The sequence below is a fragment of the Sphingobium sp. MI1205 genome (assembly GCF_001563285.1).
GTDB lineage: Bacteria > Pseudomonadota > Alphaproteobacteria > Sphingomonadales > Sphingomonadaceae > Sphingobium.
Genome location: NZ_CP005189.1, coordinates 72,696 through 97,246, shown reverse-complemented (window position 1 = coordinate 97,246; position 24,551 = coordinate 72,696). Strand labels below are relative to the sequence as shown.

At 62.7% G+C, this 24,551-nt stretch carries 22 protein-coding genes, 1 pseudogene and 1 riboswitch; of the genes and pseudogenes, 10 read left to right on the top strand and 13 right to left on the bottom strand.

The window, feature by feature from the left end:
- Positions 1-5: 5 nt before the first annotated feature.
- The 5 genes from ccoN to K663_RS16895 form a co-directional block, all read right to left on the bottom strand.
- Complete coding sequence (ccoN, locus tag K663_RS16915; protein WP_062121230.1) at positions 6-1,664, bottom strand: cytochrome-c oxidase, cbb3-type subunit I; 1,659 nt, start codon at positions 1,662-1,664, stop codon at positions 6-8.
- A 149-nt stretch (positions 1,665-1,813) separates the two neighbouring features.
- Complete coding sequence (locus tag K663_RS16910) at positions 1,814-2,560, bottom strand: Crp/Fnr family transcriptional regulator (RefSeq protein ID WP_062121229.1); 747 nt, start codon at positions 2,558-2,560, stop codon at positions 1,814-1,816.
- 56 nt (positions 2,561-2,616) lie between these two features.
- Positions 2,617-3,228 carry a response regulator FixJ gene (gene fixJ, locus K663_RS16905; RefSeq protein ID WP_062121228.1) on the bottom strand — a complete coding sequence of 204 codons (612 nt, stop codon included), beginning with the start codon at positions 3,226-3,228 and terminating at the stop codon, positions 2,617-2,619.
- On the bottom strand, positions 3,225-4,376 hold the full coding sequence (locus tag K663_RS16900; RefSeq protein ID WP_062121227.1) for a sensor histidine kinase: 1,152 nt from the start codon (positions 4,374-4,376) through the stop codon (positions 3,225-3,227). The genes fixJ and K663_RS16900 overlap by 4 nt, the downstream gene beginning before the upstream one ends.
- A gap of 20 nt (positions 4,377-4,396) precedes the next feature.
- Entirely contained in the window at positions 4,397-5,212 is an 816-nt protein-coding gene (locus K663_RS16895; RefSeq protein WP_062121226.1) for a universal stress protein, read from the bottom strand.
- 114 nt (positions 5,213-5,326) lie between these two features.
- Here K663_RS16895 and K663_RS16890 point away from each other — a divergent pair, with 114 nt between their 5' ends.
- Complete coding sequence (locus K663_RS16890; protein WP_062121225.1) at positions 5,327-5,689, top strand: hypothetical protein; 363 nt, start codon at positions 5,327-5,329, stop codon at positions 5,687-5,689.
- 40 nt (positions 5,690-5,729) lie between these two features.
- Here the strand turns inward: K663_RS16890 and K663_RS16885 are convergent, their stop codons facing one another.
- Positions 5,730-6,392, bottom strand: coding sequence for an OmpW/AlkL family protein (locus K663_RS16885; RefSeq protein ID WP_062121223.1), 663 nt, complete (start codon positions 6,390-6,392; stop codon positions 5,730-5,732).
- A 131-nt stretch (positions 6,393-6,523) separates the two neighbouring features.
- Between K663_RS16885 and hemN the strand changes: the two genes are divergently transcribed.
- The 3 genes from hemN (at position 6,524) to K663_RS16870 (ending at position 8,662) form a co-directional block, all read left to right on the top strand.
- Positions 6,524-7,831 carry an oxygen-independent coproporphyrinogen III oxidase gene (hemN, locus tag K663_RS16880; RefSeq protein ID WP_062121646.1) on the top strand — a complete coding sequence of 436 codons (1,308 nt, stop codon included), beginning with the start codon at positions 6,524-6,526 and terminating at the stop codon, positions 7,829-7,831.
- Positions 7,821-8,057: a hypothetical protein gene (locus K663_RS16875; protein WP_063619079.1), complete on the top strand. Its 237-nt coding sequence runs from the start codon at positions 7,821-7,823 to the stop codon at positions 8,055-8,057. The genes hemN and K663_RS16875 overlap by 11 nt, the downstream gene beginning before the upstream one ends.
- Before the next feature lie 212 nt (positions 8,058-8,269).
- Positions 8,270-8,662 (top strand): group II truncated hemoglobin, encoded by a 393-nt coding sequence (locus K663_RS16870; protein WP_062121219.1) that lies wholly within the window; start codon positions 8,270-8,272, stop codon positions 8,660-8,662.
- A gap of 52 nt (positions 8,663-8,714) precedes the next feature.
- Here K663_RS16870 and K663_RS16865 read toward each other — a convergent pair whose 3' ends face one another.
- Complete coding sequence (locus K663_RS16865; RefSeq protein WP_062121645.1) at positions 8,715-9,674, bottom strand: YihY/virulence factor BrkB family protein; 960 nt, start codon at positions 9,672-9,674, stop codon at positions 8,715-8,717.
- 103 nt (positions 9,675-9,777) lie between these two features.
- On the opposite strand from K663_RS16865, the gene K663_RS16860 reads away from it, so the two are divergent.
- Positions 9,778-11,349 (top strand): glycerol-3-phosphate dehydrogenase, encoded by a 1,572-nt coding sequence (locus K663_RS16860; RefSeq protein ID WP_062121217.1) that lies wholly within the window; start codon positions 9,778-9,780, stop codon positions 11,347-11,349.
- A gap of 277 nt (positions 11,350-11,626) precedes the next feature.
- Positions 11,627-11,705, bottom strand: a riboswitch (cyclic di-GMP riboswitch).
- Positions 11,706-11,828: 123 nt separating this feature from the next.
- Here the strand turns inward: K663_RS16860 and K663_RS16855 are convergent.
- Together K663_RS16855 and K663_RS16850 are read right to left on the bottom strand one after the other, a co-directional pair.
- Positions 11,829-13,892 (bottom strand): NAD(+) synthase, encoded by a 2,064-nt coding sequence (locus K663_RS16855; protein ID WP_062121215.1) that lies wholly within the window; start codon positions 13,890-13,892, stop codon positions 11,829-11,831.
- Positions 13,882-14,424: a CinA family protein gene (locus tag K663_RS16850; RefSeq protein ID WP_062121213.1), complete on the bottom strand. Its 543-nt coding sequence runs from the start codon at positions 14,422-14,424 to the stop codon at positions 13,882-13,884. The genes K663_RS16855 and K663_RS16850 overlap by 11 nt, the downstream gene beginning before the upstream one ends.
- Positions 14,425-14,546: 122 nt before the next feature.
- On the opposite strand from K663_RS16850, the gene K663_RS16845 reads away from it, so the two are divergent.
- The 3 genes from K663_RS16845 to mmsB are packed head-to-tail and all read left to right on the top strand — an operon-like array spanning position 14,547 to position 17,689.
- Entirely contained in the window at positions 14,547-15,689 is a 1,143-nt protein-coding gene (locus tag K663_RS16845; RefSeq protein ID WP_062121644.1) for an acyl-CoA dehydrogenase family protein, read from the top strand.
- Positions 15,690-15,699: 10 nt separating this feature from the next.
- The gene (locus K663_RS16840; RefSeq protein ID WP_062121643.1) at positions 15,700-16,782 is read left to right on the top strand and encodes an enoyl-CoA hydratase/isomerase family protein; all 1,083 of its coding nucleotides are present in this window, start codon (positions 15,700-15,702) and stop codon (positions 16,780-16,782) included.
- 22 nt (positions 16,783-16,804) lie between these two features.
- Entirely contained in the window at positions 16,805-17,689 is an 885-nt protein-coding gene (mmsB, locus tag K663_RS16835) for a 3-hydroxyisobutyrate dehydrogenase (protein WP_062121211.1), read from the top strand.
- Positions 17,690-17,855: 166 nt separating this feature from the next.
- On the opposite strand, the gene K663_RS16830 is transcribed toward mmsB, so the two are convergent.
- The 3 genes and pseudogenes from K663_RS16830 to cofH all read right to left on the bottom strand — a co-directional run bounded on the left by K663_RS16830 (position 17,856) and on the right by cofH (position 21,444).
- Complete coding sequence (locus tag K663_RS16830) at positions 17,856-18,968, bottom strand: helix-turn-helix transcriptional regulator (protein WP_062121209.1); 1,113 nt, start codon at positions 18,966-18,968, stop codon at positions 17,856-17,858.
- A gap of 42 nt (positions 18,969-19,010) precedes the next feature.
- Positions 19,011-19,127, bottom strand: a pseudogene (locus tag K663_RS23965) (CoA ester lyase); the annotation flags it as partial.
- Between the two features lie 7 nt (positions 19,128-19,134).
- Positions 19,135-21,444 carry a 5-amino-6-(D-ribitylamino)uracil--L-tyrosine 4-hydroxyphenyl transferase CofH gene (gene cofH, locus K663_RS16825; protein WP_062121207.1) on the bottom strand — a complete coding sequence of 770 codons (2,310 nt, stop codon included), beginning with the start codon at positions 21,442-21,444 and terminating at the stop codon, positions 19,135-19,137.
- Positions 21,445-21,700: 256 nt separating this feature from the next.
- Here cofH and lptB point away from each other — a divergent pair, with 256 nt between their 5' ends.
- Positions 21,701-22,486, top strand: coding sequence for an LPS export ABC transporter ATP-binding protein (gene lptB, locus K663_RS16820; RefSeq protein ID WP_062121642.1), 786 nt, complete (start codon positions 21,701-21,703; stop codon positions 22,484-22,486).
- 49 nt (positions 22,487-22,535) lie between these two features.
- Positions 22,536-24,044, top strand: coding sequence for an RNA polymerase factor sigma-54 (rpoN, locus tag K663_RS16815; protein ID WP_062121205.1), 1,509 nt, complete (start codon positions 22,536-22,538; stop codon positions 24,042-24,044).
- A gap of 103 nt (positions 24,045-24,147) precedes the next feature.
- On the opposite strand, the gene K663_RS16810 is transcribed toward rpoN, so the two are convergent.
- The gene (locus K663_RS16810; RefSeq protein ID WP_062121203.1) at positions 24,148-24,546 is read right to left on the bottom strand and encodes a DUF1489 family protein; all 399 of its coding nucleotides are present in this window, start codon (positions 24,544-24,546) and stop codon (positions 24,148-24,150) included.
- Between the last annotated feature and the right edge of the window lie 5 nt (positions 24,547-24,551).

The following is a 24,551-nucleotide window of genomic DNA, read 5'->3' as shown; positions in this document are numbered from 1 at the left end:
CTCCCTCAGGCAGGTTGGGTGACGAGCGGCCGGTCTGCGGCGGCGTCATAGGCAGCGTCGTTCATCGGCTTTTCTTCCCGCAGGGGACTGCCCGCGATGGTCTTGCCTATGTTCCAGGCCATGATGATCGCGCCAGTGAGGTACATCAGACCACCCGCAGCCCGAATGACGTACATGGGGAACATGGCGCTCACGACTTCGGAGAAGGCGTAGACAAGGTAACCATCAGCCCCATATTCGCGCCACATCAGCCCCTGCATGATGCCCGCGACCCACATCGACGCGGCGTAGAGGACGATACCCAGCGTCGCGAGCCAGAAGTGCCAGTTCACCAGACGCAGCGAATAAAGCCGTTCCCGCTTCCACAACCGAGGCGTCAGATAATAAAGGCAGGCAAAGGTGATGAGCCCGTTCCATCCCAACGCGCCGCTATGCACATGGCCGATGGTCCATTCGGTATAGTGCGACAGGCTGTTCACCGCCTTCACCGACATCATCGGCCCTTCAAAGGTCGACATGCCGTAAAAAGCCAATGCCATCACCATCATGCGGATGATCGGATCGGTGCGGATGCGGTCCCATGCGCCGTTCAGCGTCATGAGGCCGTTGATCATGCCGCCCCAGCTGGGCATCCACAGCATGACCGAAAAGACCATGCCCAGCGTCTGCGCCCAGTCGGGCAGCGCGGTGTAATGCAGGTGATGTGGGCCCGCCCAAATATAAAGGAAGATCAGCGACCAGAAGTGAATGATCGACAGGCGGTAGCTGTAGACTGGCCGCTCCGCCTGCTTGGGCACGAAATAATACATCATGGCCAAAAAGCCGGCCGTCAGGAAAAAACCGACGGCATTATGCCCGTACCACCACTGGGTCAGCGCATCCTGCACGCCCGCGAATGCGCTGTAGCTCTTGGATCCCAACAGGCTGACAGGCATGGAAAGATTGTTGACGATGTGCAGCATCGCAATCGTCAGGATGAAGCTGAGATAGAACCAGTTCGCCACATAGATATGCGGTTCGCTGCGGCGCAGGATGGTGCCGCCGAACACGACGAGATAGGCGACCCAGACGATCGTCAGCCACAGGTCCACATACCATTCGGGCTCGGCATATTCGCGGCCTTCAGTGATGCCCAGCACATAGCCGGTCGCCGCCAGCACGATGAACAGCTGATAACCCCAGAAGACGAAGCGCGCGAGCGCCGGGAAGGCCAGCCGCGCCCGGCATGTACGCTGCACCACGTAAAAGCTGGTCGCGATAAGCGCATTGCCGCCAAAGGCGAAGATCACCGCCGATGTGTGCAGCGGACGCAATCGGCCAAAACTGGTATATTCCAGCCCAAGGTTGAGAGCCGGAAAGGCGAGTTGCAAGGCAATGTAGAGCCCGGCGAGAAAGCCCGCCAAGCCCCAGAATACAGTCGCGATCACGCCCCAGCGGATCGGATCATCGTCATATTTCCCCGGATCAGCAGGCATCTTCAGCAACCCGCGCGCGATCGCTTCATAATCGGCATGCCGCATGGTCAGCACCGCAGCAGTCAGAGCCGCCGCGCAGATGATGCCCATATGCACCGCAAAACCGGAGTCCACCGCCCCCAGGGCCGCAAGAAATGCCAGCAACGCCAACACAAACCAGCTGCCCGTCTTCAACAGCAATTGATCCATCGGATTTCCCCACCAAAGGCTTGCGGCTTCCGATGCTCGCGAAGCCCGCATTACGCATTGATCCCTGTCAAAGCGGACGCGGGCAGTATGTAGGGGAATGTCCTTATTCGGTGGGACGTCGTGGCCGCATCATGCCAGCAGATGTGCCGTCACTCGCCCTCTGCGATGCTTTCCAACTGCTCGACATCGCAGATTCGCACGCCCCGGCGGCCCAAAAGCGAGATCACGCCTTCGCGTTTCAACTCTGTAACCTGTCGGGACACGGTCTCTATCGTCAGCCCCAGAACGTCCGCGATCTGCTGCCGGGACAGGGGCAATTCGATCGTTCCCTGCGCGTCCGCCTGCACACGATTGCGCATGTCGAGCAGTAGAGTGGCGACCTTTTCCCGCGCATTCTTCCTGCCGAGCAGCAGCATCCAGGCGCGTGTCCGGTCCAGATCGTCCAGCGTCCGTTGCAACAGCCGATGCTCCAGCGCCGGATGTTCCCGCGCGAAGCCGTCGAAAGCGCCTCGTGGATAAAGGCATAGCCGCGCATCGGTCAGCGCCGTCACGCTATGCGGTGTGTAAGATCCAAATGGACGCCCGATGAAGTCGGAGGCATAGACGACGCCAACAATCTGTTCGCGGCCGTCGGCGGTCGATGTGGACAGTTTCAGCGTGCCTTCAATCACATTGGCCACCAGCGTCGAACTGTCGCCTTCCCACATGACGGTCTGCCCAGTCTTCAGGGCGACACGCCGACCGATACGGTTGAGCGTAGTCCGGTCCGTCGCTCCAAGGTCCGCGCAGATCGCCCGGTCGCGCACTTCGCAGCGGTCGCAATATTGAGCGCCGCAACCTGCGTCGGGTGCTGTTTTAACGGGCGCGATTTGCGCCAGATCAAATTGCATGTTCATAGGCCTTGCCTGCCCTTGCCTGCGGCGCAGACCTATCCGTAATTATCCCTAGGTCGCTAATCCTGCGACGCATGAAAGGCGATGCGCAGCGCTTCAGCGAGGCTTTTTACCTCCAGCTTGTGCATCAGGTTGGCGCGATGGATTTCCACCGTGCGCGGGCTGATGCCCAGATCATAGGCGATTGTCTTGTTCGGCAGCCCCTCGACCAGCCCGTCCAACACCTCACGCTCTCGTTCGGTGAGGATGTTAAGGCGAGCGCGGGCATCCTGCGCGCGGGCGCTGGCGCCCCGATCCGCGAGCGACAGTTTCCGCGCCGCCTCCACGCATCCCAGCAACGCCGCCTTTTCAAACGGCTTTTCAATGAAGTCGCTTGCCCCGGTTTTCATCGCGCTCACGGCCATGTCGACGTCGCCATGACCGGTCATGATCACAACCGGCAGCATGATACCGCGCGCGCGCAATTCGCGCTGCACCTCCAGCCCGTCGATTTCCGGCATCCTTACGTCCAGCAGCACGCAGCCGGAGGCCAGATCGGCTGCGTCGCGAAGAAACTCGACGCCGCCCGCGAACAGTTGCACCGCATAGCCGCTGGTCTTGAGCATGAAGGACAGCGACCGACGGATCGCGTCATCATCATCCACGACATAGATGGGATAGGGTTCGCTCATGCTCCGTCCGCTATGTCCAATGTGAAATGAAAGGCCGCTCCGCCCCATTGGGACGGTTCGGCCCAGATACGCCCGCCATGCCCTTCCACAATGGTCTGGCATATGGACAGTCCGACACCCATACCCGACGCCTTGGTGGTGGTGAAGGGGGTGAACAGCGTTCGCGACATGTCGGGATCAAGGCCCGGACCGCTGTCGGATACCACAACTTCCACGCGGCCATCCTCTGCGGGAGCGGCGGACAGGCGCAGGATCCGGGCGGGGCTGTCCGCCATTGCGTCAACAGCGTTTCTGACCAGATTGATGATTACCTGTTGCAGCTGGACGCGATTGACGAAAACCTCGTCCACTCGCCGGTCGACGCTGATGTCCATGTCGATGCCCCGGCTGTCAGCGCCAATGAAGGCCAAGGCCGTACCTTCCGCCAGCAGGCCGCGCAACGGTTCAGGCTGGCGCATGGTTTCCCCGCGCTTGATGAACTCGCGCAGCGAACGGATGATCTCGCCAGCGCGAAGAGCCTGGGCCGCGCTCTCCGCCATTGCCTCGCGCAGCAGCTCGCGGTCGATGGGCTGGTCGCTGTCCAGCATGTCGCGCCCCGCCTCCAGATAGTTGGCGATCGCGGTCAAAGGCTGATTCAGTTCGTGAGCCAGCGCCGATGCCAGCGTGCCCATGGCGGTCACACGGCTCGCATGGGCCAGTTCGGCCTGCAGGTCGGCGACGCGCGTTTCGGCCTGTTGCCGTTCGGTCAGGTCGCGGATGAAGCCCGTGAACAGTCGCTTACCCTGATCATGCACCTCGCCAACGGACAGCTCGATGGGGAAAACGGACCCATCCCGCCGCCGCGCGCTGGTAAGACGCCCGATGCCGATGATCCGTTTTTCGCCGGTGCCGAGATAATGGTTGATATAGCCGTCATGCCGCTCCCGGTCTGGGGACGGCATCAGCATGGAGATATTCTCGCCCAGCACATCGCTTTCGGCATATTGGAACATGAGCTGCGCTGCGGCGCTGAACGAAATGATCTGCCCCCTCATGTCGATGACGATCAGCGCGTCGGGAACGGTCGCCAGGATGGATCCCAGCAACGCCTGTTCCAAGCTGTGTTCGCGTGCGCTCAAGCCATCAATTTCATCATCCGAAACGCCCATTCCCGCACAATGCCGATTCTTCAGTGGGCCAGCAAGAGCGGCAGCCGAGCCGCGTCGAGCATGGTGCGCGTTACGCCGCCAAAGACGAATTCCCGCATGCGGCTGTGGCCGAATGCACCCATCGCGATCCAATCAGGCTTCAGCCCTGCTATCTTGGCTTCAAGCGCCTGCGGGACCGTCCGCCCGTCCGGCGAGACGCTGTGCAGTTCCGAGCGGATACCATGCAGCGCCAGATATTCGCATGCCTGCGTCGCCGGGAATGGATATTTCCCCGCTTCTTCGACGGACACTATATGCACCTGCTCGGCCAGCTTCAGAAGCGGCGATGCAAGCCGCAACGCGGCCGATGCTTCCTGCGATCCGTCCCAGGCGATCGCGGCGACCCCGGAAAGGGGCAAGGATTTCGCCGTCTGCGGCATCGCCAGAACAGGCGTCCGCCCGCCAAGTGCCAGCGCACCGGCGAGGTTCAGCGGATCCTTGACATGGTTGCTCCTGCGTTCGGGTAGAGTGACGATGATGACATCGGCCAGTGTAGCGGCGGAAAGCAGCCCATGGATGACGTCGCCATCCATATGTGTCCATTCCCAGTTCACGCCTTCGCGGCGCAACCGATCCTCGACCTGCCCCCGCGTCCTTTCGTCTTCTTCGCGCAATTCGGCCATGACTTCCGGGGCGATTGCGGCGCCGCCATACATGTCGGCGCCGATGAAGTCGGGCATCGCGGTCACCTGAACGCAGTGAATGCGCCCGTTCGTTGCGCGTACGATGTCGCATGCCGCCTGCAGACGGCTTTCCGCGCCCAGATCGTCACGAATATGCAGCAGAACCGATTTCATCCTACGTCTCCCGGCAGGCATAACTGTCCCCACGGTTATGACGGGCGGATACATCACCGCCATCCGGGATAGTCCGTATATCCTTTCCCACCTGGGAATCGGATTGAGTAGGATATGACATGGACGACGATACGCCTTGAACTCGCACGCACGCATGCCTTTCCCAACGGTTCGGCCGCGCGCAGCTATGTGCTGCGGCTGCCGCTGGGGCCAGATGGCCTGATCGACGAACATGAGTATCGGCGTCATCCCGAACTGGCGACGGTTCGCCGCTTCTGGCCGAATGAGCCAGATCATCATGGTTGTCTGCTCCATACCGCCGCGGGCTGGACGCTGTCCTATGAAAAGGGCGATGAGGATGACGAAAGGATTTTCCGGCTGAACACGCACGCGATCATGCCCGGCAGCTATCTCACCCTGACAGGACCGGATGGCGAGCGCCTGCCCTTCGTGGTGAAGGCGTTGGCGTCAGCATGAAGCGGCGGGGCGTGCAACCACGCCCCGCCGCCATCGATCATTACAGCTTCATGCCGATGCCGACGCCAAAGACGAAGGGATCAAGGCTTACCTTGACGCGCTGCACGCCAGCGGCACCGGTGGTCAGCCGTACCTTGGTGTCGATGTCGATATATTTGACGTCCAGATTAAGGAACAGCCGGTCGTTCAGGTCGATATCGACGCCAGCCTGACCTGCCCAGCCGACGCTGTCGGACATATGGACGCGGGTGGCGCCTACTGCGCTTTCCAGTGCGTTCGACGCCTTTTCATTATAGAAAAGCGTATAGTTGATCCCCGCGCCGACATAGGGGCGGATTTTTGCGTCCGGCAGGAAATGATATTGCGCCGTCAGCGTCGGCGGCAGAACCCAGGTAGAGGCGAGCTTGCCGATTGATCCGGTCGTGCCGGTACGCCCGCTGGCGCCATGTTTGGTGGTCGCGGCGATCAGCTCGAACCCGATATGGTCGGTGGCCATGTAGCTGATGTCGATTTCCGGCATCACGCTGTCATCCACCTTCACCTTTTCACCAGGAAAGCCGGGAAGCACGCTGCCGCTCTTTTCATTGGGCGCGACCATGATACCGCGCAGCCGGACCAGCACATCGCCCTGCGCCGCCTGCGCCGGACCCGTCGCCAGCGCGCCCATGGCGACCGCACCGAGCAGAATTTTCCTGAATGTCATAGGCATATCTCCACCCTGTTGTTGGAGACCCCCCTTTGCCCGAGCGCTGCACGCGCCGCTTTGATCCTGCACAATTGGAGATTTGACCTTGCTCAATGTGCTGCGCCGCCCGTCATGGGATCGGGATGGTCATGTGGACATATCATCCCGATCTGCTCGCCCGGTCAGTGCCGCGCTACACCAGCTATCCCACTGCCGCCCAATTCAGCAGCGAAGTGGGCGCGGCCGATCTGGGTGCGCGGCTCGACGCGGTGCAGCGCGGCACCGACATTTCCCTCTATCTCCACATTCCCTACTGTCATGACATCTGCTGGTATTGCGGGTGCAATACAGGCGCCGCCAATCGCGCCCAACGCCTGACAGCCTATGTCGAAGCGCTGGAGCGGGAAATCGCGCTGGTCGCCCGGCATCTGGACCAGCGGGGTCATGTCGTCAGGATCGCCTTTGGCGGTGGCAGTCCCAATTCGCTGCCGCGCGTCGATTTTGTGCGCCTGCTACAGCAGCTATTTCTGTGCTTCGATGCTGGCGGTGCAGAGATTTCCGTCGAACTCGACCCGCGTCGGCTCGATGCGCAATGGGTCGCAACCCTGGCGGCGACGGGCATTGATCGGGTCAATCTGGGGGTCCAGACCTTTACGCCGCATGTCCAGACCCGCATCGGCCGCATCCAGCCGCTCGACTTGGTCGAACGCGCCGTCGATCAGCTGGCGAAAGCTGGCATCGCAGTCGGGTTCGACCTGATGTACGGCTTGCCCGGCCAACGGATCGAGGATCTCACCTCCACGATAGAGGCGAGCATCGGCATGAAGCCTGCGCGGATCGCTCTGTTCGGCTATGCCCATATGCCGCGGATGCTACCGCGCCAGCGCCGGATCGACGCCGCCGCTCTGCCGGACCTTTCCACCCGCTTCGATATGGCGGCGCAGGGCCATGACATGCTGGTCGCGGCGGGCTATCAGGCGATCGGCTTCGATCACTTCGCATTGCCAGAGGACGGCCTTGCCCGCGCCGCGCGTGAGGGAAGGCTTCACCGCAATTTCCAAGGCTTCACCGATGATCCGGCCGAAATCCTGCTGGGCCTTGGCGCGAGCGCGATCAGTCAGTTTCCCGACCTGATCGTTCAGAATGAAAAGCAGGCGGGGCCGTGGCGCAACTTGGTCGAGCAGGGCCAGCTTTCGGCCACGCGCGGAACGCACCGGACGCCTGAAGACCGCCGCCGGGGCCGCATCATCGAAAATCTTCTCTGTCAGGGCGAGGCTAACATCGGCGTCACCCAGCCCGTAGTCGACCTGTCGCCCTTCATTGATCTTGGTCTGGCGCGCATGGCCGGGGACCGCATTCTGCTGACAGCGGAAGGGCTGCCCTATGCCCGCAGCGTCGCGGCTTGTTTCGACACCTATCTCGTCCCCGCAGAGGGGCGATTCAGCCGTGCGATATAGCGGCTGGATGCTGGCCGCCTCTGCCGCTGCGGGGCTTTCGGCCGGGCAAACGCCGCAGCGCACGCCTTCGCCCGCAAGCTTCTGCGGCTCCATTCCACTCAACTGGAATCCGCCCTGGCAGCGCAAGCCGGTCAGGGCGCCCGACAAGGATGGGCTGTGCCACCTTGTCCTTTGCGAGAGACGCAAGATGCGGGGTCGCAGTCCGAGCGCCAATCCCGATGCCTGAACGAGGTCGGGCATTTATCAAAACATGGTTCCCCATTTTGACGGCCATCAAATCCGCAGCGGCAGGATCGCGATAGTCTGGGTAGAAAGGAGACCTTTAATGACCGACCTTATCAGCACCCATTATGATCTGCTTGTTGTCGTCGCCCTGCTCACCTTCATGGCAGTGCTTGCGGGCGTGTCGATCGAAGACGCGTTGAAAGGGCGCCGTGGATGACGCAGGCTGAGGCGCGCGTCGTCCCCTTCGAAGCGGTCGGGGGAGCAGAAGGCGTACGGCGCATCGTCGATCGTTTCTATGACCTGATGGATAGCGTGCCCGCCTATCGTGAACTGCGGGCGTTGCATGCCGACAATCTTCGGCCCCTGCGGGAATCGCTTGCCGGATTTCTGACCGGCTGGCTGGGCGGACCACGCGATTGGTTCGATGCTCATCCCGGCAAATGCATGATGTCCGCCCATGCGCCCATTGCAATCGATGCGATCACCGCAGAGCAGTGGATCAGCGCGATGAGCGACGCGATGCGGGACGTCGCAGTGGATCAGCCGATAGCAGGCCAGATGGAGACAGCCTTCAAGGCTATGGCGTCCGCCATGATCCGCCGCTGACTGTCGCATCGTTCAGGCCGGGATTTAACGTCTAAAGCCCACCGACAAATCATTATGGCACGGCTCCAATGGTATCGGCGACATAGGCACGGCGCTCGCCCATCGGCTTTGGCCGGCCGATGGTTGTATCCTCCGCGGTTTGATGCTCGATCTCGCTGTTCAGTTCCGCGCCCAGAACCAGAATATAGGCCGACAGATACAGCCACATCAGCGTGACGACTACGGCGCTCAACGCCCCATAGGTCGCGCCATAGTTACCGAAATGCGACGCATAGACGCCAAATCCAAGACTCACCGCTAGCCAGCCCACCGTCGCCAACACCGATCCCGGCGTCAGCCATCGCCATTGCGCGCGATGCCGGTCGGGAGCGTAGCGGTAGACCATGCTGACGATCATGCTGGCGGCAAGTGCGGCCAACAGCCAGAAGCCGATGCGGATTGCCGTCGTCACGATGCCCGGCGCGCCCGGCATCAGCTGTTCCATAAATGCGAGCGCTGCAATGGCGAAAATCGCGATAACAGCCGTGACCAACAGGCCAATGGTGATCAGACAGGCCAGCGCCGTCAGCCTGATGAAGCTGCGGCTTTCTTCTTCGTCATAGGCGATGTTTACCGCCTTCACGATCGCGCTGGCGCCGTTCATCGCCCCATAGATGGACAGGGTGAGGGACACGAGCAGGCCAAAGCCCTTCTTGTCGGCGCTTGTGTTGATGACGGACAGCAACTGTTCACCGATAAGCCGGGCGGCTTCTTCCGGCAGCAGTTGGAACAACGACCGCAGATGATCGGCGATCGTCGATGGATCGGCCAGCAGCCCATAACAGAGGACGAGCGCAGCCAATGTCGGCACGAAGGCGAGGAAACCATAAAAGGCAACTCCGGCGGAAACCAGGCCGACATTATCGGTGCTGCTTTCATTCCAGGTCCGTAGCAATATGTCGCGCCACGCCGCCTTCGGCATATCCCGCGGCCGTTGCGCTGATCGGCCCCTATCGGTGTCCTGTGCTGCCATGCTCACTCCCTTCTGCATGAGAGCTAACATCCGAGAGCCAAGACCGATCCGGATATGGTGGCCGCTATATCGCTCGGCCAATTATGCGATAATATGGTTTGTCATGAAAAACCTGTCGGGGCCGAGGCTTGATGAAAAGGATGAAGGCCCCCCGGCTGACTTGGACATGCTGGTCGTGGGCGGGGGCGTCAATGGCGCCGGCATCGCCCGCGACGCCGCCGGACGGGGTTACAGACTATTGCTCGTCGAGCAGGATGACCTTGCCGGCCACACATCGTCCGCATCGACCAAGCTGATCCATGGCGGACTGCGTTATCTTGAGTATGGCGAGTTCAGCCTGGTGCGCGAGTCCCTGATCGAACGGGAACGGCTGTGGCGCATGGCGCCGCACATCATCTGGCCGCTCAGTTTCCTGTTGCCTCAGACCCTCTCTCCGCGCCCCGCATGGATGGTTCGGCTCGGCCTTTTCCTTTACGATCATCTGGGCGGACGCAAGGCGCTGCCCGCCACCCGGACAGTGGCGCTGGATCGCTCTCCCTTCGGCGACGGGCTGGCCGACCGCCGGGGCCGCGCATTCCTCTATTCGGATTGCTGGGTGGATGACAGTCGGCTGGTCGTCCTGAACGCGCTCGACGCTGCCGAACGTGGCGCGCTCGTCCGTACCCGCACCCGTCTGTTGCACGCGCGTCGCGAGGGCGCGTTCTGGCGCGCCAGGATCGCCGATGCCAGGGGCGAGCAGGAAGTCCGCGCCCGCATACTCGTCAACGCAGCCGGACCGTGGGTAAGCGATGTCATCGGCAGAGCGGGCCTTCACAGCGAGCGGGCCGTTCGCCTGGTCAAAGGCAGTCATATCGTCGTGCCGCGCCTCTATGAAGGCGATCACGCCTTCACGCTGCAAAATGCCGATCGCCGGATCGTCTTTGCCATCCCCTATGAAGGGCGCTTCACCCTGATCGGCACGACGGAGGAGGACTGGACCGGCCCGCCCGGAAAGGCGCAGATCGACGATGCAGAGATCCGCTATCTGCTCGACACAGCGGGCCGCTATTTCGCGCGTACACCTACACGGGAGGATATTCGCTGGTCCTATGCGGGCATCCGTCCGCTCCATGATGACAAGGCCGGGCGGGCTTCTGCCGTCACACGGGATTACGTCCTCGATCTGGATAGCGACGGCCCCCCGCTGCTCAGCATATTCGGCGGCAAGATCACCACTTACCGCAGGCTTGCCGAGCAGGCCCTCAATCTCCTCGCCTCGCAAGGCATCGAAACCTGCGGCGCGTGGACAGGAGAATCAAAGTTGCCCGGCGGAGACATGCCGCAAGGCGACATCGATGCGCTGGTCAGCAGGCTGGGGGATCAATATCCCGCCCTGCCCGGCGCTTTGCTGCGCCGCCTCGCCCACGCTTATGGCTCGCGGGCGCCACAGCTGCTTGGCAGGGCGCAGGGTCTCGACGATCTGGGCGAGACATTCGGCGGCGACCTGACGCGGGCGGAGGTCGATTATCTCGTCAGCAAGGAATGGGCACGCACGGCGGAGGATATTCTCTTCCGCCGCAGCAAGCTGGGCCTCCACCTCCCGCCTGAGGCGGTTGACCGGCTGTCCGCCTATCTCGATGGCGCAATCCGCGATCCGTCAGAAGCACGGCCGACGTCGTTACAGGAAAAAGAATGAAGCACAGCGCCCCGTGGTGGGGAGATAGGTCTTTGGGACGCTGTGCTTCTCTCCCAGAGTGCGACCCGAGGGAGCAAAGAGGTTGCGGCCAACGATGTGGCCGACGCTGACATTCGATGTCCTGCGAACATGGGTAAGGGCTTCGTCCAGGCCCCGCCTCACCATGCCGCCTAAAGCCAAAACGGCATTAACCCGGGGAGCGACCTGCGCAACCCGATGGTCCAAAATCCATATCTGAAGAGAAAAGGCCAAGCGCTTTCATCGCATATGTTCCTGCTTCGGTAACCCCGCTATCTCCACCTAAGAGACCGGAAGCTTTGCGTCCTGCCGTCACCGACAGTTTGCCCTTTCGGCCAGGAAGCTCGCTGCGGCGCGCTTCTTTGCCTTACCGCTCGTTTAACCGGATTATTGCGTCATGTCAATCATTTGTGGGCATAATGTGTCCATATTTGGTAACCATGGCCGCGACCAGCTTATAGTCACTCACTCTTTGCGACGGACCCCAAACGGTCGGACAATTCGTCCAGCCAGACCGACGCTCCCCCGTCCGAAGGCGCACGCCAGTCTCCCCGTGGCGACAGCGCGCCGCCGCCCGACACCTTCGGCCCATTTGGTATGGCCGACCGCTTGAACTGGCTGATGGTGAAGAAGCGGTACAGGAAATTGTCCAGCCAATGGCGGATGGTGGGCAGGTCGTAGGCCAGCTTTGCGCCCTCGGGATAGCCGGGTGGCCAGCTTCCCGCCTCCACATCGCGCCAGGCGTGCCAGGCCAGGAATGCGACCTTGGACGGCGGCTGTCCCCAGCGGACGATATGGTGCAGGAAAAAGTCGTTCAGCGCGTACGGGCCGACCCGGCTTTCCGTACTCTGCATCGCGCCGGTGGCGTCAGCAGGCACCAATTCCGGCGATATTTCCTGATCCACGATCGCCTGCAATATCGCGTCCGTCTCCGCATCGAACTGGTCCGTCGCGATGCACCAGCGGATCAGATATTGGATCAGCGTCTTGGGTACGCCACTGTTGACGGCATAATGGCTCATATGATCGCCGACGCCATAGGTGCACCACCCTAGCGCCAGTTCGGAAAGGTCGCCCGTCCCGACGACAAAACCGCCATTGCGATTAGCGAGGCGAAACAGATAATCGGTCCGCAGTCCCGCCTGCACATTTTCAAAGGTGACGTCGTAGACCGCCTCCCCTTTGGCGAAGGGATGGTCCATGTCGGCAAGCATCTGCCGCGCGGCTGGCCGAATGTCAATTTCCGCCCCCTTCACCCCCAAGGCGTTCATCAGGCGCCAGGCGTTGGCTTTGGTATGTTCGCCCGTGGCAAAGCCCGGCATCGTATAGCCAAGGATCGCCGATCGCGGCAGGCCCAGCCGGTCGCACGCCTTGGCCGCGACGATAAGCGCATGGGTAGAATCGAGCCCGCCCGACACGCCAATGACAAAATGCTTGCCCGCCGTGGCGCGGAATCGGGTGACCTGCCCCTCCACCTGGATATTGAATGCTTCATAGCAGTCCGCGTCCAGCTGCAAGGGGTCGGCCGGGACAAAGGGGAAGCGGCGCACCGGGCGATGAAGCCCTTCGCGGTCCCCAACGGCCGCCGCCTCGAACGTCACGCGGCGAAACCGCAGCTCTGGATGGCCCATCGCTTCGGCCGTATCGTTGAAGGTGCCGTTGCGCATCCTTTCCAACCGCAGCCGCTGGGCATCGATATCGGCATAGATGATCTCCGGCGCATCGCCAAAGCGCGCCGATTGCGCCAGCATGTCGCCCATCTCATGCACCATCGCCTGCCCGTCCCAGGCCATGTCAGTGGTGCTTTCGCCGTACCCTGCCGCCGAATAGGCATAGGCAGCGATACATCGCATCGATTGCGCGGCGGACAGCAAATCCCGGTCCCGCGCCTTTCCGACGATAATGTTGGAGGCCGAGAGATTGCACAGGATCAAGGCCCCCGCCAGCGCACCGAATGTTGATGGGGGCAGCGGCGCCCAATAATCCTCGCAAATTTCGACATGAAAGATGAAGTCCGCACGATTCCCGGCCTCAAAGATCAAATCAGGGCCAAAGGGCGCGCGATAGCCAGCCAGGTCGATGTCCAGTCCGGTCAGGCCAGCGCCCGGCGCAAACCAGCGCTTTTCATAATATTCCCGATAATTGGGCAGATAGCTTTTCGGCACCACGCCCAGCAGCCTGCCGCCCGCGATCACGAGCGCGGCATTATACAGCCGCCCGTTCCGCCGCACCGGAGCGCCGACCAGCAGCACGGGCAAGTCCGCGCTGGCGTGGACAAGCCGCCCTATCTCCGCTTCCACCCTATCCAGCAGCGCATCCTGAAGATGCAGGTCGTCGATCGCGTAGGAGGACAGGCAAAGTTCGGGGAAAAGGATGATGTCTGCCCCCTTTTCGGCAGCCTGCCGCGCGAGTTGCAGGATCGCCTTTGCATTGGCGCCCACATCGGCCACGCTCGCTTCGGGTGTCGCGGCGGCCAGCCTTACCAGCCCATGCGTCTCGATGGCCTCGAAGCGATCAACGGGCATCAACAGCCTCCCTCATCATTTCCAGCGCCACCGCGATCGCTTCCAACCGGATCGGCCCGCGCCCAATGTCGCCAAAATGTTCTTCGCGATGCCGGGTCTTGGCCCCACGGCGGGCGCAGCCGAAATGAACGAGGCCCGGCTCATCCCCCGGCGGTGCGGAGCCTGCATAGCCGGTCACCGCCAGCGCGATATCGGCATTGGATTTGTTTATCGCGCCTTCCGCCATGGCGATCGCCACATCGCGGCTGACCGCGCCGCATGCGTCGATCTGCTCGCGCGCGATCCCCAGCAGGTCGCATTTCGCATCCTCGCTATAGACCACGAATCCGCGCTCGAAAGCGTGGCTCGCGCCCTCCACGTCGGTCAGCAGCGACGCCAGCAATCCACCGGTACAGCTTTCCGCCGTGCTGATTTTCAGATCCGCTTCGCAACATAGTCGCAGCAGGGCTTCGGCCGCCGCTTCTGTGTCGTCGGGAAGAACGCCGGAAAGCGTTTGGGCAGGTCCACCATCAGTGACGTCATCGCTACTCATCACATCCTCCCTGACGCGCGTAACGAAGCGATCGTGAGAGCTGTTCCTTTGGCGGGACTTCCCGTCACACTCGAATGCGGTTAACAGCGAGCGCTGGCTTGAACGAAATGGAAAAGGCCGACATGACCCAATTCGCTCTAACCGAAGAGCAGATCGCCATTCAGGAGGTGGCGAGGCGCTTTACCTCTGATGCGATTACCCCCCAGGCAGCCGAATGGGATGAAAAGCACATCTTCCCGCGTGACACGATCCGTGCCGCCGCGCAGCTCGGTTTTGGTGGCATCTATGTATCGGAATCTTCCGGGGGCATCGGCCTTGGGCGCCTGGAATCGGCGCTGATAATGGAGGCGATGGCCTATGGCTGCCCATCCACCAGCGCCTTCATTTCCATCCACAATATGGCTGCCTGGATGATCGACCGATTTGGTAGCCAGGTGGTGAAGGACAAATATCTGCCCTCAATGGTGCCGATGGACCGAATGGGCAGCTATTGCCTGACGGAAGCGGGTGCAGGCTCCGACGCCGCCGCGCTCAAGACACGCGCAGTGAAGGACGGCGATCATTATGTCGTCACCGGTTCCAAGCAGTTCATATCGGGCGGCGGCGAAAATGACATCTATGTCGTCATGGTCCGCACTGGCGAGGAAGGCCCAAGGGGCATTAGTTGCCTTGTCGTCGAAAAGGACATGCCGGGCGTCAGCTTCGGCGCGCAGGAACGCAAGCTCGGGTGGCATTCGCAACCCACCGCCCAGGTCAATTTCGACGCCGTGCGCGTGCCGGTGGATAATCTGGTCGGTGCGGAAGGTGAAGGCTTTCGCATTGCGATGATGGGCCTTGACGGCGGTCGCCTCAACATCGGCGCCTGCTCGCTGGGCGGCGCGCAGCGCTGCATCGACGAAGCCGTCGCCTTTACGAAGGACCGCACGCAGTTCGGTCAGCCGATCGCCGATTTCCAGAACACGCAGTTCACGCTTGCCGACATGGAAACAGAAGTTCAGGCCGCCCGCGCGTTGCTTTACATGGCTGCCGTCAAGGTCACCGAAAACACCCCTGACAAGACCTGCTTCGCCGCCATGGCCAAGCGCATCGCGACCGATACCGGCTCCAGCGTTGCTGACCGCGCGCTCCAGTTGCACGGCGGCTATGGCTACCTCATGGACTATCCAATCGAACGCGTCTGGCGTGACCTGCGCGTCCATTCAATCCTGGAGGGCACCAATCAGGTGATGCGGATGATCGTCGCACGCGACATGCTGCGGCAATAATGGAGGGATGATGACAGACCAGCTTCTGATTTCGATCGACAATGGCGTCGGCCGCATCCGGCTGAACCGGCCCAGGGCGATCCATGCACTGACTACCGAAATGTGCGCCGCGATGATCGATACGCTGCTCGCCTGGCGCCGGGACGATCGGGTCGTCGCGGTGATGCTGGACCATGCCGTGTCGCCGGATGGCGATCCCAAATTGTCGCGTGGTTTCTGCGCCGGTGGCGATATCGCCACGTTGGCCAGCAGCGCAAAGGGCGACTGCGTCGAGGCCGAGCGCTTCTTTCACACCGAATATCGCCTGAACCATCTGCTCTTTGTTTATGAAAAGCCGGTCATCGCCTTCATTGACGGCATTGTCATGGGCGGCGGCGTCGGCATTTCCGATCCTGCCCGCTACCGCATAGCGACCGAACGGACCATCTACGCCATGCCCGAAACCGGCATCGGCCTGTTCCCGGACGTCGGCGGCGGTTGGTTTCTGCCCCGCATGCCGGGCCGCACGGGCACCTGGCTCGCGACCACTGGCGCGCGTATCAACGGGGCGGATTGCTTGGCGATCGGCATCGCGACTCATTATATTGCGTCGGACAAGCTGGATGCGGTCAAAGCCCGCATCATCGCCGATCCTGACGGCCTTAGCGAAATCCTCGATGAAATGAGCGACACGCCGCCGCCTTCCAATTGGGACGCCCAGCGGGCCGACATCGATCGCCTCTTCGCCTCAGACCGCTACGAGGACATTCTCGCTGCTCTCCGGGCGGATGCATCGGAATGGGCACGGGCGCAGCTTGCGATCCTTTCCACCAAATCGCCCCAGACGATCAAGGTCGCCCTGCGGCAGATGGCGGAAGGCGCGGCCTTCGCGGACTTTGCCGACAATATGCGCAACGAATATCGCATCGGTTGCCATGTCATCCGGCGTCCCGACTTTATCGAAGGCGTGCGCGCGGTGATCATCGACAAGGATAATGCGCCGCGCTGGAATCCGGCGACGCCAGAAGAGGTGACGGACGATCTGATCGACAGCCTGTTCGCACCGCTGCCGCCCGAAAAAGAATGGACGCCGCTACCCGAACTGCGCGGCTGACACATAATGAGGAGTGCCTGACATGAGCCAGACCGTCGCCTTCATCGGCCTCGGCAATATGGGCGGCGGCATGGCCGCCAACTTGCTGAAGCATGGCTTTACCGTGCGCGCCTTCGACCTGTCCGAAGACGCGCTTGCAAAGGCGCAGGCCCTCGGTGCGATCCGTTGCGCCAGCGCCGCGGAAGCCGCCTCGCAGGCCGACGCCATAATCTCCATGCTTCCCGCCGGGAGCCATGTGGAAAGCGTCTATACCGGCGAAATCTTCGATGCTGCGCAGCCCGGCGCGCTGTTTCTCGATTGCTCCACCATTGACGTTGCCACCGCCCGCCGGGTCGAGGAAGCAGCGCAGGCCAGGGGCTTTGAGATGGTCGATGCCCCGGTTTCGGGCGGTATCGCGGCTGCTGCTGGCGGCACGCTCACCTTCATGGTCGGCGGCAGCGACGCCGCTTTCAGCCGCGCAAAGCCCATCCTCTCCGCCATGGGCAAGGCCGTGATCCATGCCGGTGGTGCGGGCAATGGCCAGGCGGCCAAGATCTGCAACAACATGCTGCTGGGCGCCACCATGGTGGCCACGTGCGAGAGCTTCGCCATGGCGAAGAAGCTGGGCCTTGACCCGCAGACCTTCTACGACATTTCCAGCGTATCGTCGGGCCAGAGTTGGTCGATGACCAGCTATTGCCCTGTCTCCGGCGTCGGCCCGCAAAGCCCGTCCGACAACGGCTATCAGGGCGGCTTTGCCGTCGGCCTGATGCTCAAGGATTTGAAGCTCGCGACGCAAGCCGCCGCGTCTGTCAACGCCAGCGTTCCCATGGGCAACGCCGCCGAAGCGCTTTACCAATTGCTCGCCAACCGGGGGGAAGCCGCCCGCGACTTTTCCCTGATGATCGAGTTGCTGGAAGGGAAATAGGCCATTCGCCGGATAGACTAGAGGATCTTCGCCACGCCCAGTTCCGCTGCGATCGCCCGGTTGGAGATTGGCGCATCGCGCGACAGCTTCTCGACGATCTTGGTCCAGCGGATCGAGCCGATGTCGGCTCATTTCAGTCAAGCGGCACCTTGGACGGGCTCGCTCATCAGGCAAAGGGCGACAGTCCGGTCAGGATCATCCGTACAAGATCCGCCTGACCCTTTGTCCCCGTCTTTTCATAAATACGCTTCGAATAATTGCGCGCGGTTTCACTTGTCAGGCGCAGCCGTTCGCCCGCGCTGACAATGCTCTCTCCCATGCTCAGCGCATGGGCCAGCGCCGCCTCGCTGTGCGACAGGCCATGCAATGCCGCCAGTGTCCCGGTCGCAGCAGTGGCCGATTCACGCCGCGGCATGCGCAATATGCCGATCACCGCAGGCAAGGCGCAAGGTTGGCTCAGCGCCAGATCCGATTTGCGCAACAGCAGGTCGATCCCCCTTGCTTCATCGATCCGAATGACCCGGGTCGCGCCCGGCGGCGCGGCGGCCATGTCCGCACAGGCGATATTCAGTGCGTGCGCCACATCCGGAAGCAACTGCAAGCGCCGTTCGGGACTGGGGCCGGGCCTGACGGTGAAGGCCAGCATCGCCTCTGCGACCGGGTCGGCTGCCATCACGCGCCCGCCCCGGTCGAACGCCAGTTGCGCCACGCCTAGCCGGGCAAGCGCGCCCTGAGCCATCGCCACCTGCAATCGCGCCTCGATCAAAGCGACCAGCGCGCGCAGCGCCGCCCCGAAATGAGGCGCGATGCTCGATAGCACGGAGACCGCCGAAGCCGAAAAATCCTCCCGCTCCCGCACCAGCAGGAAATGTGCGTCCGCCACGCCGCCTGCGGCAACGCGCAGCCAGCGGCCGTAGCGAATGTTCATTTCGCTCAACGCCTCGCGCTGGCGCGCCAGCTCATCGGCATTGTCGTAATTCAGCATCTCGTCCAGCGCATAGACGCGTCCGGCGCGCAGCGACCCATAGGGGTGCAGCCGCAGAGCATCCAACCGCCGGAAATCCAGAGGCGGCTCCTGTGACGCGCGCGGCGCCGCGATATGGATGACGGTCGGTTCCTGGTCGGCCATGGCATTGGCCAGCGAAATGATCAGGAAAGCGCGCCGTGCATAGGTGCGCCCCACCAAATTGCGGATGAACGCGCTGAAGGGGGGGCTTTCATGGATGCCTTCCACCAGCGGGAGGAACAGTTCGTTCTGATCGGCCCAAAAAGATGGCATGCCCCATCACTCCCATATGGGAGGTTTCCGGTCAAGCCACAGTCATCGGCGCGTCAGCAGGGCCGGGCATTTTTTCCGATGCGGCCGGTCGATCATCTTGCCATCGAGCACCAGGACGCCCGCGCCCGGATTGGCGGCAAGGGCATCCACCACGCGCCTGAAACCATCAGGCCGCAAATTCCCGCTCGACGGTCCCGTAAAGCGTTGTCCGTTGCCGCGCATGCCGGCCCGCCGCCTGCGCCGTGCGGTGCATCTGCGCGACATCGAAACATTGGCCGTGCGCGCCGCCAGCTGCGCGGGTGATGGATTCGTCCATCAGCACGCCGCCAAGATCATTGACCCCCGCACGCAGCGCCGCGATCACGCCCTGCTCGCCCAGCTTCACCCAGCTCGCCTGAATATTCGGGATCGCGCCATGCAGGGCGATCCGCGCCACCGCCTGCATCAATATCGCCTCGCGAAAGCTGGGGCCGGATCGCGCCTTGCCCTTGCGCCACATCGGCGCTTCCATATGGACGAAGGGCAGGGGCACGAACTCGGTAAAGCCGCCCGTCTCCTCCTGCACATCGCGCACGATCCGCAGGTGCCGCGCCCAATGATGATAATCATCGACATGACCGAACATGATCGTCGCGGTGCTCTTCAAGCCGACGCGGTGCGCCGCCCGCATGACCGCGACCCACTCATTGGCCGACACCTTGTCCGGGCACAGGATCGCCCGCACCTCTTCATGCAGCACCTCGGCAGCGGTGCCGGGCAGGGTCGATAGCCCTTCCTCCTTCAACATCGCCAGATAAGGTTCCAGCCCCATCCCCATGGTCGATGCGCCATGCGCAATTTCCAGCGGTGAAAATGCGTGGACATGGATCCCCGGCGCAGCATCGCGCACTGCCCTTATGATCGACAGGTAAGTTTCGCCATCATAGTCCGGGTGAATGCCGCCTTGCAGGCACAGCTCGGTCGCTCCGCGCGCCTGCGCTTCCGCCCCCCGGCGCGCCACTTCCTCCAGGTCAAGGCGATAGGCAGGGCCGCGCAGCGCCTTGGCCGTCCCTTTGGAAAATGCGCAAAAGCCGCACTTATAGGTACAGATATTGGTATAGTTGATGTTGCGGTTAACGACATAAGTGACGACGTCGCCCACCACCTCTTGCCGCAAGGCGTCGGCCGCCTCCATCACCCGACCGGCGTCAGGTCCGGCCGCCTGGAACAAGGTGACGATCTCGCCTTCCCCCAGCCCCCGCCGATCCGCAGCCTTGTCAAGGATCGCGTCGATCCGCCCGGCCGACAGCGTGCGCCCCGCCCGTGGCAGCAGCGGCGGCGCTTCGCTCGCTCCCGCACGCCAGCGTTCGACGATCGGCAATCCGCGCGCATCCACGGCCCGCCGCACCTGCAGGGCAATCGCAGGTTCCAGCCAGCGTTCCGGTTCCTTCGCATAGGCAGGCCCGACCGCCAGCCGTTCGGTCAACACCCGCCCGGCCGCCGCCGTCGCAGCGGCCAGCGCCATCAGGTGCGGCCAAGGCGCTTCCGGGTTCACATGGTCGGGCGTCACCGGCGACACCCCGCCCCAGTCATTTACCCCGGCCCGCATCAACGCGGCCAGGCCGTCCGGCTGCAAATTGGGCGGCGCCTGGATGGTCATGGCGGGGCCAAGGATCAGGCGCGCCGCCGCGACCGTCCACAGATGCTCCTCCAACGGCGGTTCGGCATGATCGGCCATCCGGGTCGCGGGCTTGGCGCGAAAATTCTGGATAATGACTTCCTGCACATGCCCGTGGCGGGCATGTGCGTCACGGATCGCCAACAGCGCCTCGATCCGCTCCATCCGGCTTTCGCCTATGCCGATCAGCAGGCCCGTGGTGAACGGCACCCGCGCGCGGCCAGCCGCCTCGATCGCCGCCAACCGCACCGCCGGTACCTTGTCCGGCGATCCATGGTGCGGCCCACCCTTGGCGCACAGCCGCTCTGACGTGCTTTCCAGCATCAGCCCCATCGACGCCGCCACCGGCCGCAACATCGCCAGATCGTCGTCCATCATGATGCCGGGGTTTAAATGCGGCAGCAGGCTGGTTTCCGCCAGCACGGCGGCAGCCGCCTCCCGCAGATAGCTCAGGGTCGATGGCTTGCCCATATGGGCAAGCGCTTCGCGCGCCACGGCATAGCGATCCTCCGGCCGGTCACCCAGCGTGAACAGCGCCTCACGGCACCCCGCTTTTTCCCCCGCGCGCGCAATCTCCAGCACCTGATCGATCGTCAGATACGGCGCGCCGGCATTGCGCGGGGCCTTGGCAAAAGTGCAATAATGACAAACGTCGCGGCAAAGGTGGGTCAGCGGAATGAAGACCTTGCGCGAATAGGTGACTGTCGCGCCAAATGATGCCAGCGTCATCGCTTCGGCCTGATCCAGCAACGCGTCGATCGGCATGCCGCCGAGCATTTGCATCCACAAAGCTGCCGAATCGCGGTTTTCCGTCCTCATTCCTCGCCTCTAGTCATGCTGTCGGATCTCACGACAGCGTTTTTTGTGCATTCAGTCCGTCTCAAACCACGCCGATGCGCGGCAGGTGAAAGCACTGGCCGTTCGGCGGTATCAAATCAAGCTTTTGGCGGCTGGAAGAGCGCGGCGTCCTTTTTCCACTTTGCCCCGGCCGCATTCGCATGCACAAAGCTTGCCAATTGCCATGGCCGATCTGGTGTTTTATCGCCACTTAACCATGTGGCAGCAAGGACAAGCGATGGACGACCTCATGACCCAGGACCGGCAGGGCGCGTCAACGCCCCTTTCACCGCAGGAATTGGGGGATGGACTGTCCGTCATCTCGATCGCGAAAAGCTATGACAAGCGCACGGTCCTGGCCGACGTGTCACTGACCGTCGGCAAGGGCGAGGTTGTCGGCCTGCTCGGTCCCAATGGTGCAGGCAAGACGACATGCTTCTATTCCGTCATGGGCCTGGTCCGCCCCGATCATGGCCGGATCATGCTGGATGGGCAGGATATTACCGGCCTGCCCATGTATCGCCGCGCTATCCTTGGCCTTGGCTATCTGCCGCAGGAAACTTCGATTTTCCGGGGCCTGACCGTCGCGCAGAATATCAGCGCCGTGCTGGAACTGGCCGAGCCTGACAAGAGCGCGCGGGAAGCCCGCCTTGCCCAGTTGCTGGAGGAATTCGGCCTTACCCGCCTCGCCAACTCGTCCGCCATGGCATTGTCGGGCGGTGAACGCCGCCGCTGCGAAATCGCCCGCGCGCTGGCGGCCAACCCGTCCATCGTCCTGCTCGACGAACCCTTTGCGGGCATCGATCCGCTGTCCATCGCCGACATTCGCGACCTGGTGAAGCAATTGAAGACGCGCGGAATCGGCGTGCTCATCACCGATCATAATGTCCGCGAAACGCTGGAAATCGTCGATCGCGCCTGCATCATCTATGGCGGTCAGGTTCTCTTCGCGGGCAGCCCGACGGAACTGGTCGCCAATGCCGAGGTTCGCCGCCTCTATCTGGGCGAGAATTTCTCGCTCTGATGAGCGGACTGCGCGCCTCCCCCCCTATTGACGGCACGGCCACCGGCTGATGTCGCTCGCACCTCGCCTCGACATTCGGCAAAGCCAGTCGTTGGTGATGACGCCGCAGCTTCAGCAGGCGATCAAGCTGCTGGCGCTGTCCAATCTGGAGATTGAGGCGTTCGTCGCCAGCGAACTGGAAAAAAACCCGCTGCTGGAACCGGGGGCGCCGCTGAACCTGGCCCCGCCGCCCGATGGCGTCGATGCGCAGGTCGAACGTCCTGCGCTGGCTTCCGAAACCGGCGGCGCTGACGACCTGATCGGTCAGGGACTGGGCGAATCCGATGCGCCGCTGGACGTCGATTATGGCGCGGAAACCTTCATCGACGATGGCCCGGGCGACCGCGTCGGCCCGTCTGTCGGTTCGGGCGGCCCCGATATGCTGTCCGGCAGCGGCGAGGCGTTCGACTTCGACAGTGTCGCCAATCCCGAACAGGGTTTGCAGGAACATCTGATGGATCAGGCGCGCGGCGCGCTAGACGGCATCGACCTGCTCATCGCCACCCAGCTTGTCGGCCAGATCAGCGAAGCAGGCTATCTGGAGGCGAACCTCCTTGAAACCGCCCACGGCCTTGGCGTCCCGCTGGCGCAGGCGGAGCGGGTGCTGGGCGTCATCCATGGCTTTGATCCCACTGGCGTGGGCGCCCGCTCGCTGTCCGAATGCCTGATGCTTCAGGCGAAGGAGGCCGACCGCTACGATCCTTGCATGGCAAAGCTGCTCGCCAATCTCGACCTCCTCGCGCGGGGCGCGCTGCCCCAACTGCGCCGCATCTGCGGCGTGGATGAGGAGGATATGGCCGACATGATCCGCGAACTGCGCGGTTATGATCCGAAACCCGGCCTGCGCTATTCCACCGACCGTACGCCGCCGGTCACGCCCGACCTGTTCGTCAATCCCACGGCGGATGGCTGGTCGATAGAGATAAACAGCGCCACGCTGCCTCGCCTGCTCATCAATCGCAGCTATTATGTCGAGCTTGCCTCTGGCCCGCAGGACCGCGCGTCAAAGGCATGGCTGGCCGACTGCCTCGCCAGCGCCAACTGGCTGGTAAAGGCGCTCGACCAGCGGCAAAAGACCATCATCAAGGTCGCGACCGAGATCGTCCGTTGCCAGGAAGAGTTTTTCCGCAAGGGCGTCGCGCACCTGAAACCGCTGACGCTGCGCATGGTCGCCGAAGCGATCGGCATGCACGAATCCACCGTCAGCCGCGTGACGTCCAACAAATATCTCGCCTGCCCGCGCGGCGTTTACGAACTCAAATATTTCTTCACCAGCGGCGTGGCCGCATCGGGCGGCGAAGGATCGGTCTCGGCCGAGGCGGTCAAGAGTCACATAAAGGCGCTGATCGCCAGCGAAGCGCCCGACGCGATCCTGTCGGACGACACACTGGTCGATCTGCTCCGCGCCAAGGGGATGGACATCGCCCGCCGCACCGTCGCCAAATATCGCGAGGCGCTGGGCATCGGCTCCTCCGTCCAGCGGCGACGGCAAAAGGCGTTGAGGGGCAAAGCCGCCTGAGGCCTGCTCACTCCCAGCGCTCACCAAGGGACCAGTCCCCACCCCCGTTCGCCCTGAGCCTGTCGAAGGGCGCACACCCAGACCAGTCCCAAAGGCCCCGCCCCTAAACCAGTCCCAATCGCGTCAATTCGCCCAGCATTGCAGGCGGCATCGCATCCAGATCATCGGCCTCGCCCGATCCAAGGTCCGGCGGCGCGTCCTTATCCTCCAGATAGCGCCACCCCTGATGCGCGCGCTTGGGCGTTCCACGCACCGGGATCAGCCGTGGTTCCAGCCTGATCCAGAACCGCCCCTGACCCGTTTCCTGAAAACCGATCAGCGGGCTGCGCCCCACCAGCCGGTGCTGGTGCACCCAATAAAGCGACCCGCCCGCCATCTCCGCCACCCGCTTGGGCAGGTAGCGCGTGGTCAGCCGCGCCTCCGGGTGCTGGCTTTCCAGCCACGCCTTCAGCGTCGCGGGACTTTCGCTGCCAAAGGCGATCTTGGTGATGTGTAGCGGCATGATCG

Excerpts from the sequence above, each read along its gene's own strand:
- K663_RS16840 (WP_062121643.1), top strand. The coding sequence starts at position 15,700 with ATGACAGACCAGCTTCTGATTTCGATCGACAATGGCGTCGGCCGCATC.
- K663_RS16885 (WP_062121223.1), bottom strand. The coding sequence starts at position 6,392 with ATGACATTCAGGAAAATTCTGCTCGGTGCGGTCGCCATGGGCGCGCTG.
- rpoN (WP_062121205.1), top strand. The coding sequence starts at position 22,536 with ATGTCGCTCGCACCTCGCCTCGACATTCGGCAAAGCCAGTCGTTGGTG.
- ccoN (WP_062121230.1), bottom strand. The coding sequence starts at position 1,664 with ATGGATCAATTGCTGTTGAAGACGGGCAGCTGGTTTGTGTTGGCGTTG.
- K663_RS16860 (WP_062121217.1), top strand. The coding sequence starts at position 9,778 with ATGAAAAACCTGTCGGGGCCGAGGCTTGATGAAAAGGATGAAGGCCCC.
- K663_RS16895 (WP_062121226.1), bottom strand. The coding sequence starts at position 5,212 with ATGAAATCGGTTCTGCTGCATATTCGTGACGATCTGGGCGCGGAAAGC.
- mmsB (WP_062121211.1), top strand. The coding sequence starts at position 16,805 with ATGAGCCAGACCGTCGCCTTCATCGGCCTCGGCAATATGGGCGGCGGC.
- fixJ (WP_062121228.1), bottom strand. The coding sequence starts at position 3,228 with ATGAGCGAACCCTATCCCATCTATGTCGTGGATGATGATGACGCGATC.
- K663_RS16900 (WP_062121227.1), bottom strand. The coding sequence starts at position 4,376 with ATGGGCGTTTCGGATGATGAAATTGATGGCTTGAGCGCACGCGAACAC.
- K663_RS16890 (WP_062121225.1), top strand. The coding sequence starts at position 5,327 with ATGACATGGACGACGATACGCCTTGAACTCGCACGCACGCATGCCTTT.
- K663_RS16845 (WP_062121644.1), top strand. The coding sequence starts at position 14,547 with ATGACCCAATTCGCTCTAACCGAAGAGCAGATCGCCATTCAGGAGGTG.
- hemN (WP_062121646.1), top strand. The coding sequence starts at position 6,524 with ATGTGGACATATCATCCCGATCTGCTCGCCCGGTCAGTGCCGCGCTAC.
- K663_RS16810 (WP_062121203.1), bottom strand. The coding sequence starts at position 24,546 with ATGCCGCTACACATCACCAAGATCGCCTTTGGCAGCGAAAGTCCCGCG.
- K663_RS16865 (WP_062121645.1), bottom strand. The coding sequence starts at position 9,674 with ATGGCAGCACAGGACACCGATAGGGGCCGATCAGCGCAACGGCCGCGG.
- K663_RS16850 (WP_062121213.1), bottom strand. The coding sequence starts at position 14,424 with ATGAGTAGCGATGACGTCACTGATGGTGGACCTGCCCAAACGCTTTCC.
- cofH (WP_062121207.1), bottom strand. The coding sequence starts at position 21,444 with ATGAGGACGGAAAACCGCGATTCGGCAGCTTTGTGGATGCAAATGCTC.
- lptB (WP_062121642.1), top strand. The coding sequence starts at position 21,701 with ATGGACGACCTCATGACCCAGGACCGGCAGGGCGCGTCAACGCCCCTT.
- K663_RS16910 (WP_062121229.1), bottom strand. The coding sequence starts at position 2,560 with ATGAACATGCAATTTGATCTGGCGCAAATCGCGCCCGTTAAAACAGCA.
- K663_RS16870 (WP_062121219.1), top strand. The coding sequence starts at position 8,270 with ATGACGCAGGCTGAGGCGCGCGTCGTCCCCTTCGAAGCGGTCGGGGGA.
- K663_RS16830 (WP_062121209.1), bottom strand. The coding sequence starts at position 18,968 with ATGCCATCTTTTTGGGCCGATCAGAACGAACTGTTCCTCCCGCTGGTG.
- K663_RS16855 (WP_062121215.1), bottom strand. The coding sequence starts at position 13,892 with ATGCCCGTTGATCGCTTCGAGGCCATCGAGACGCATGGGCTGGTAAGG.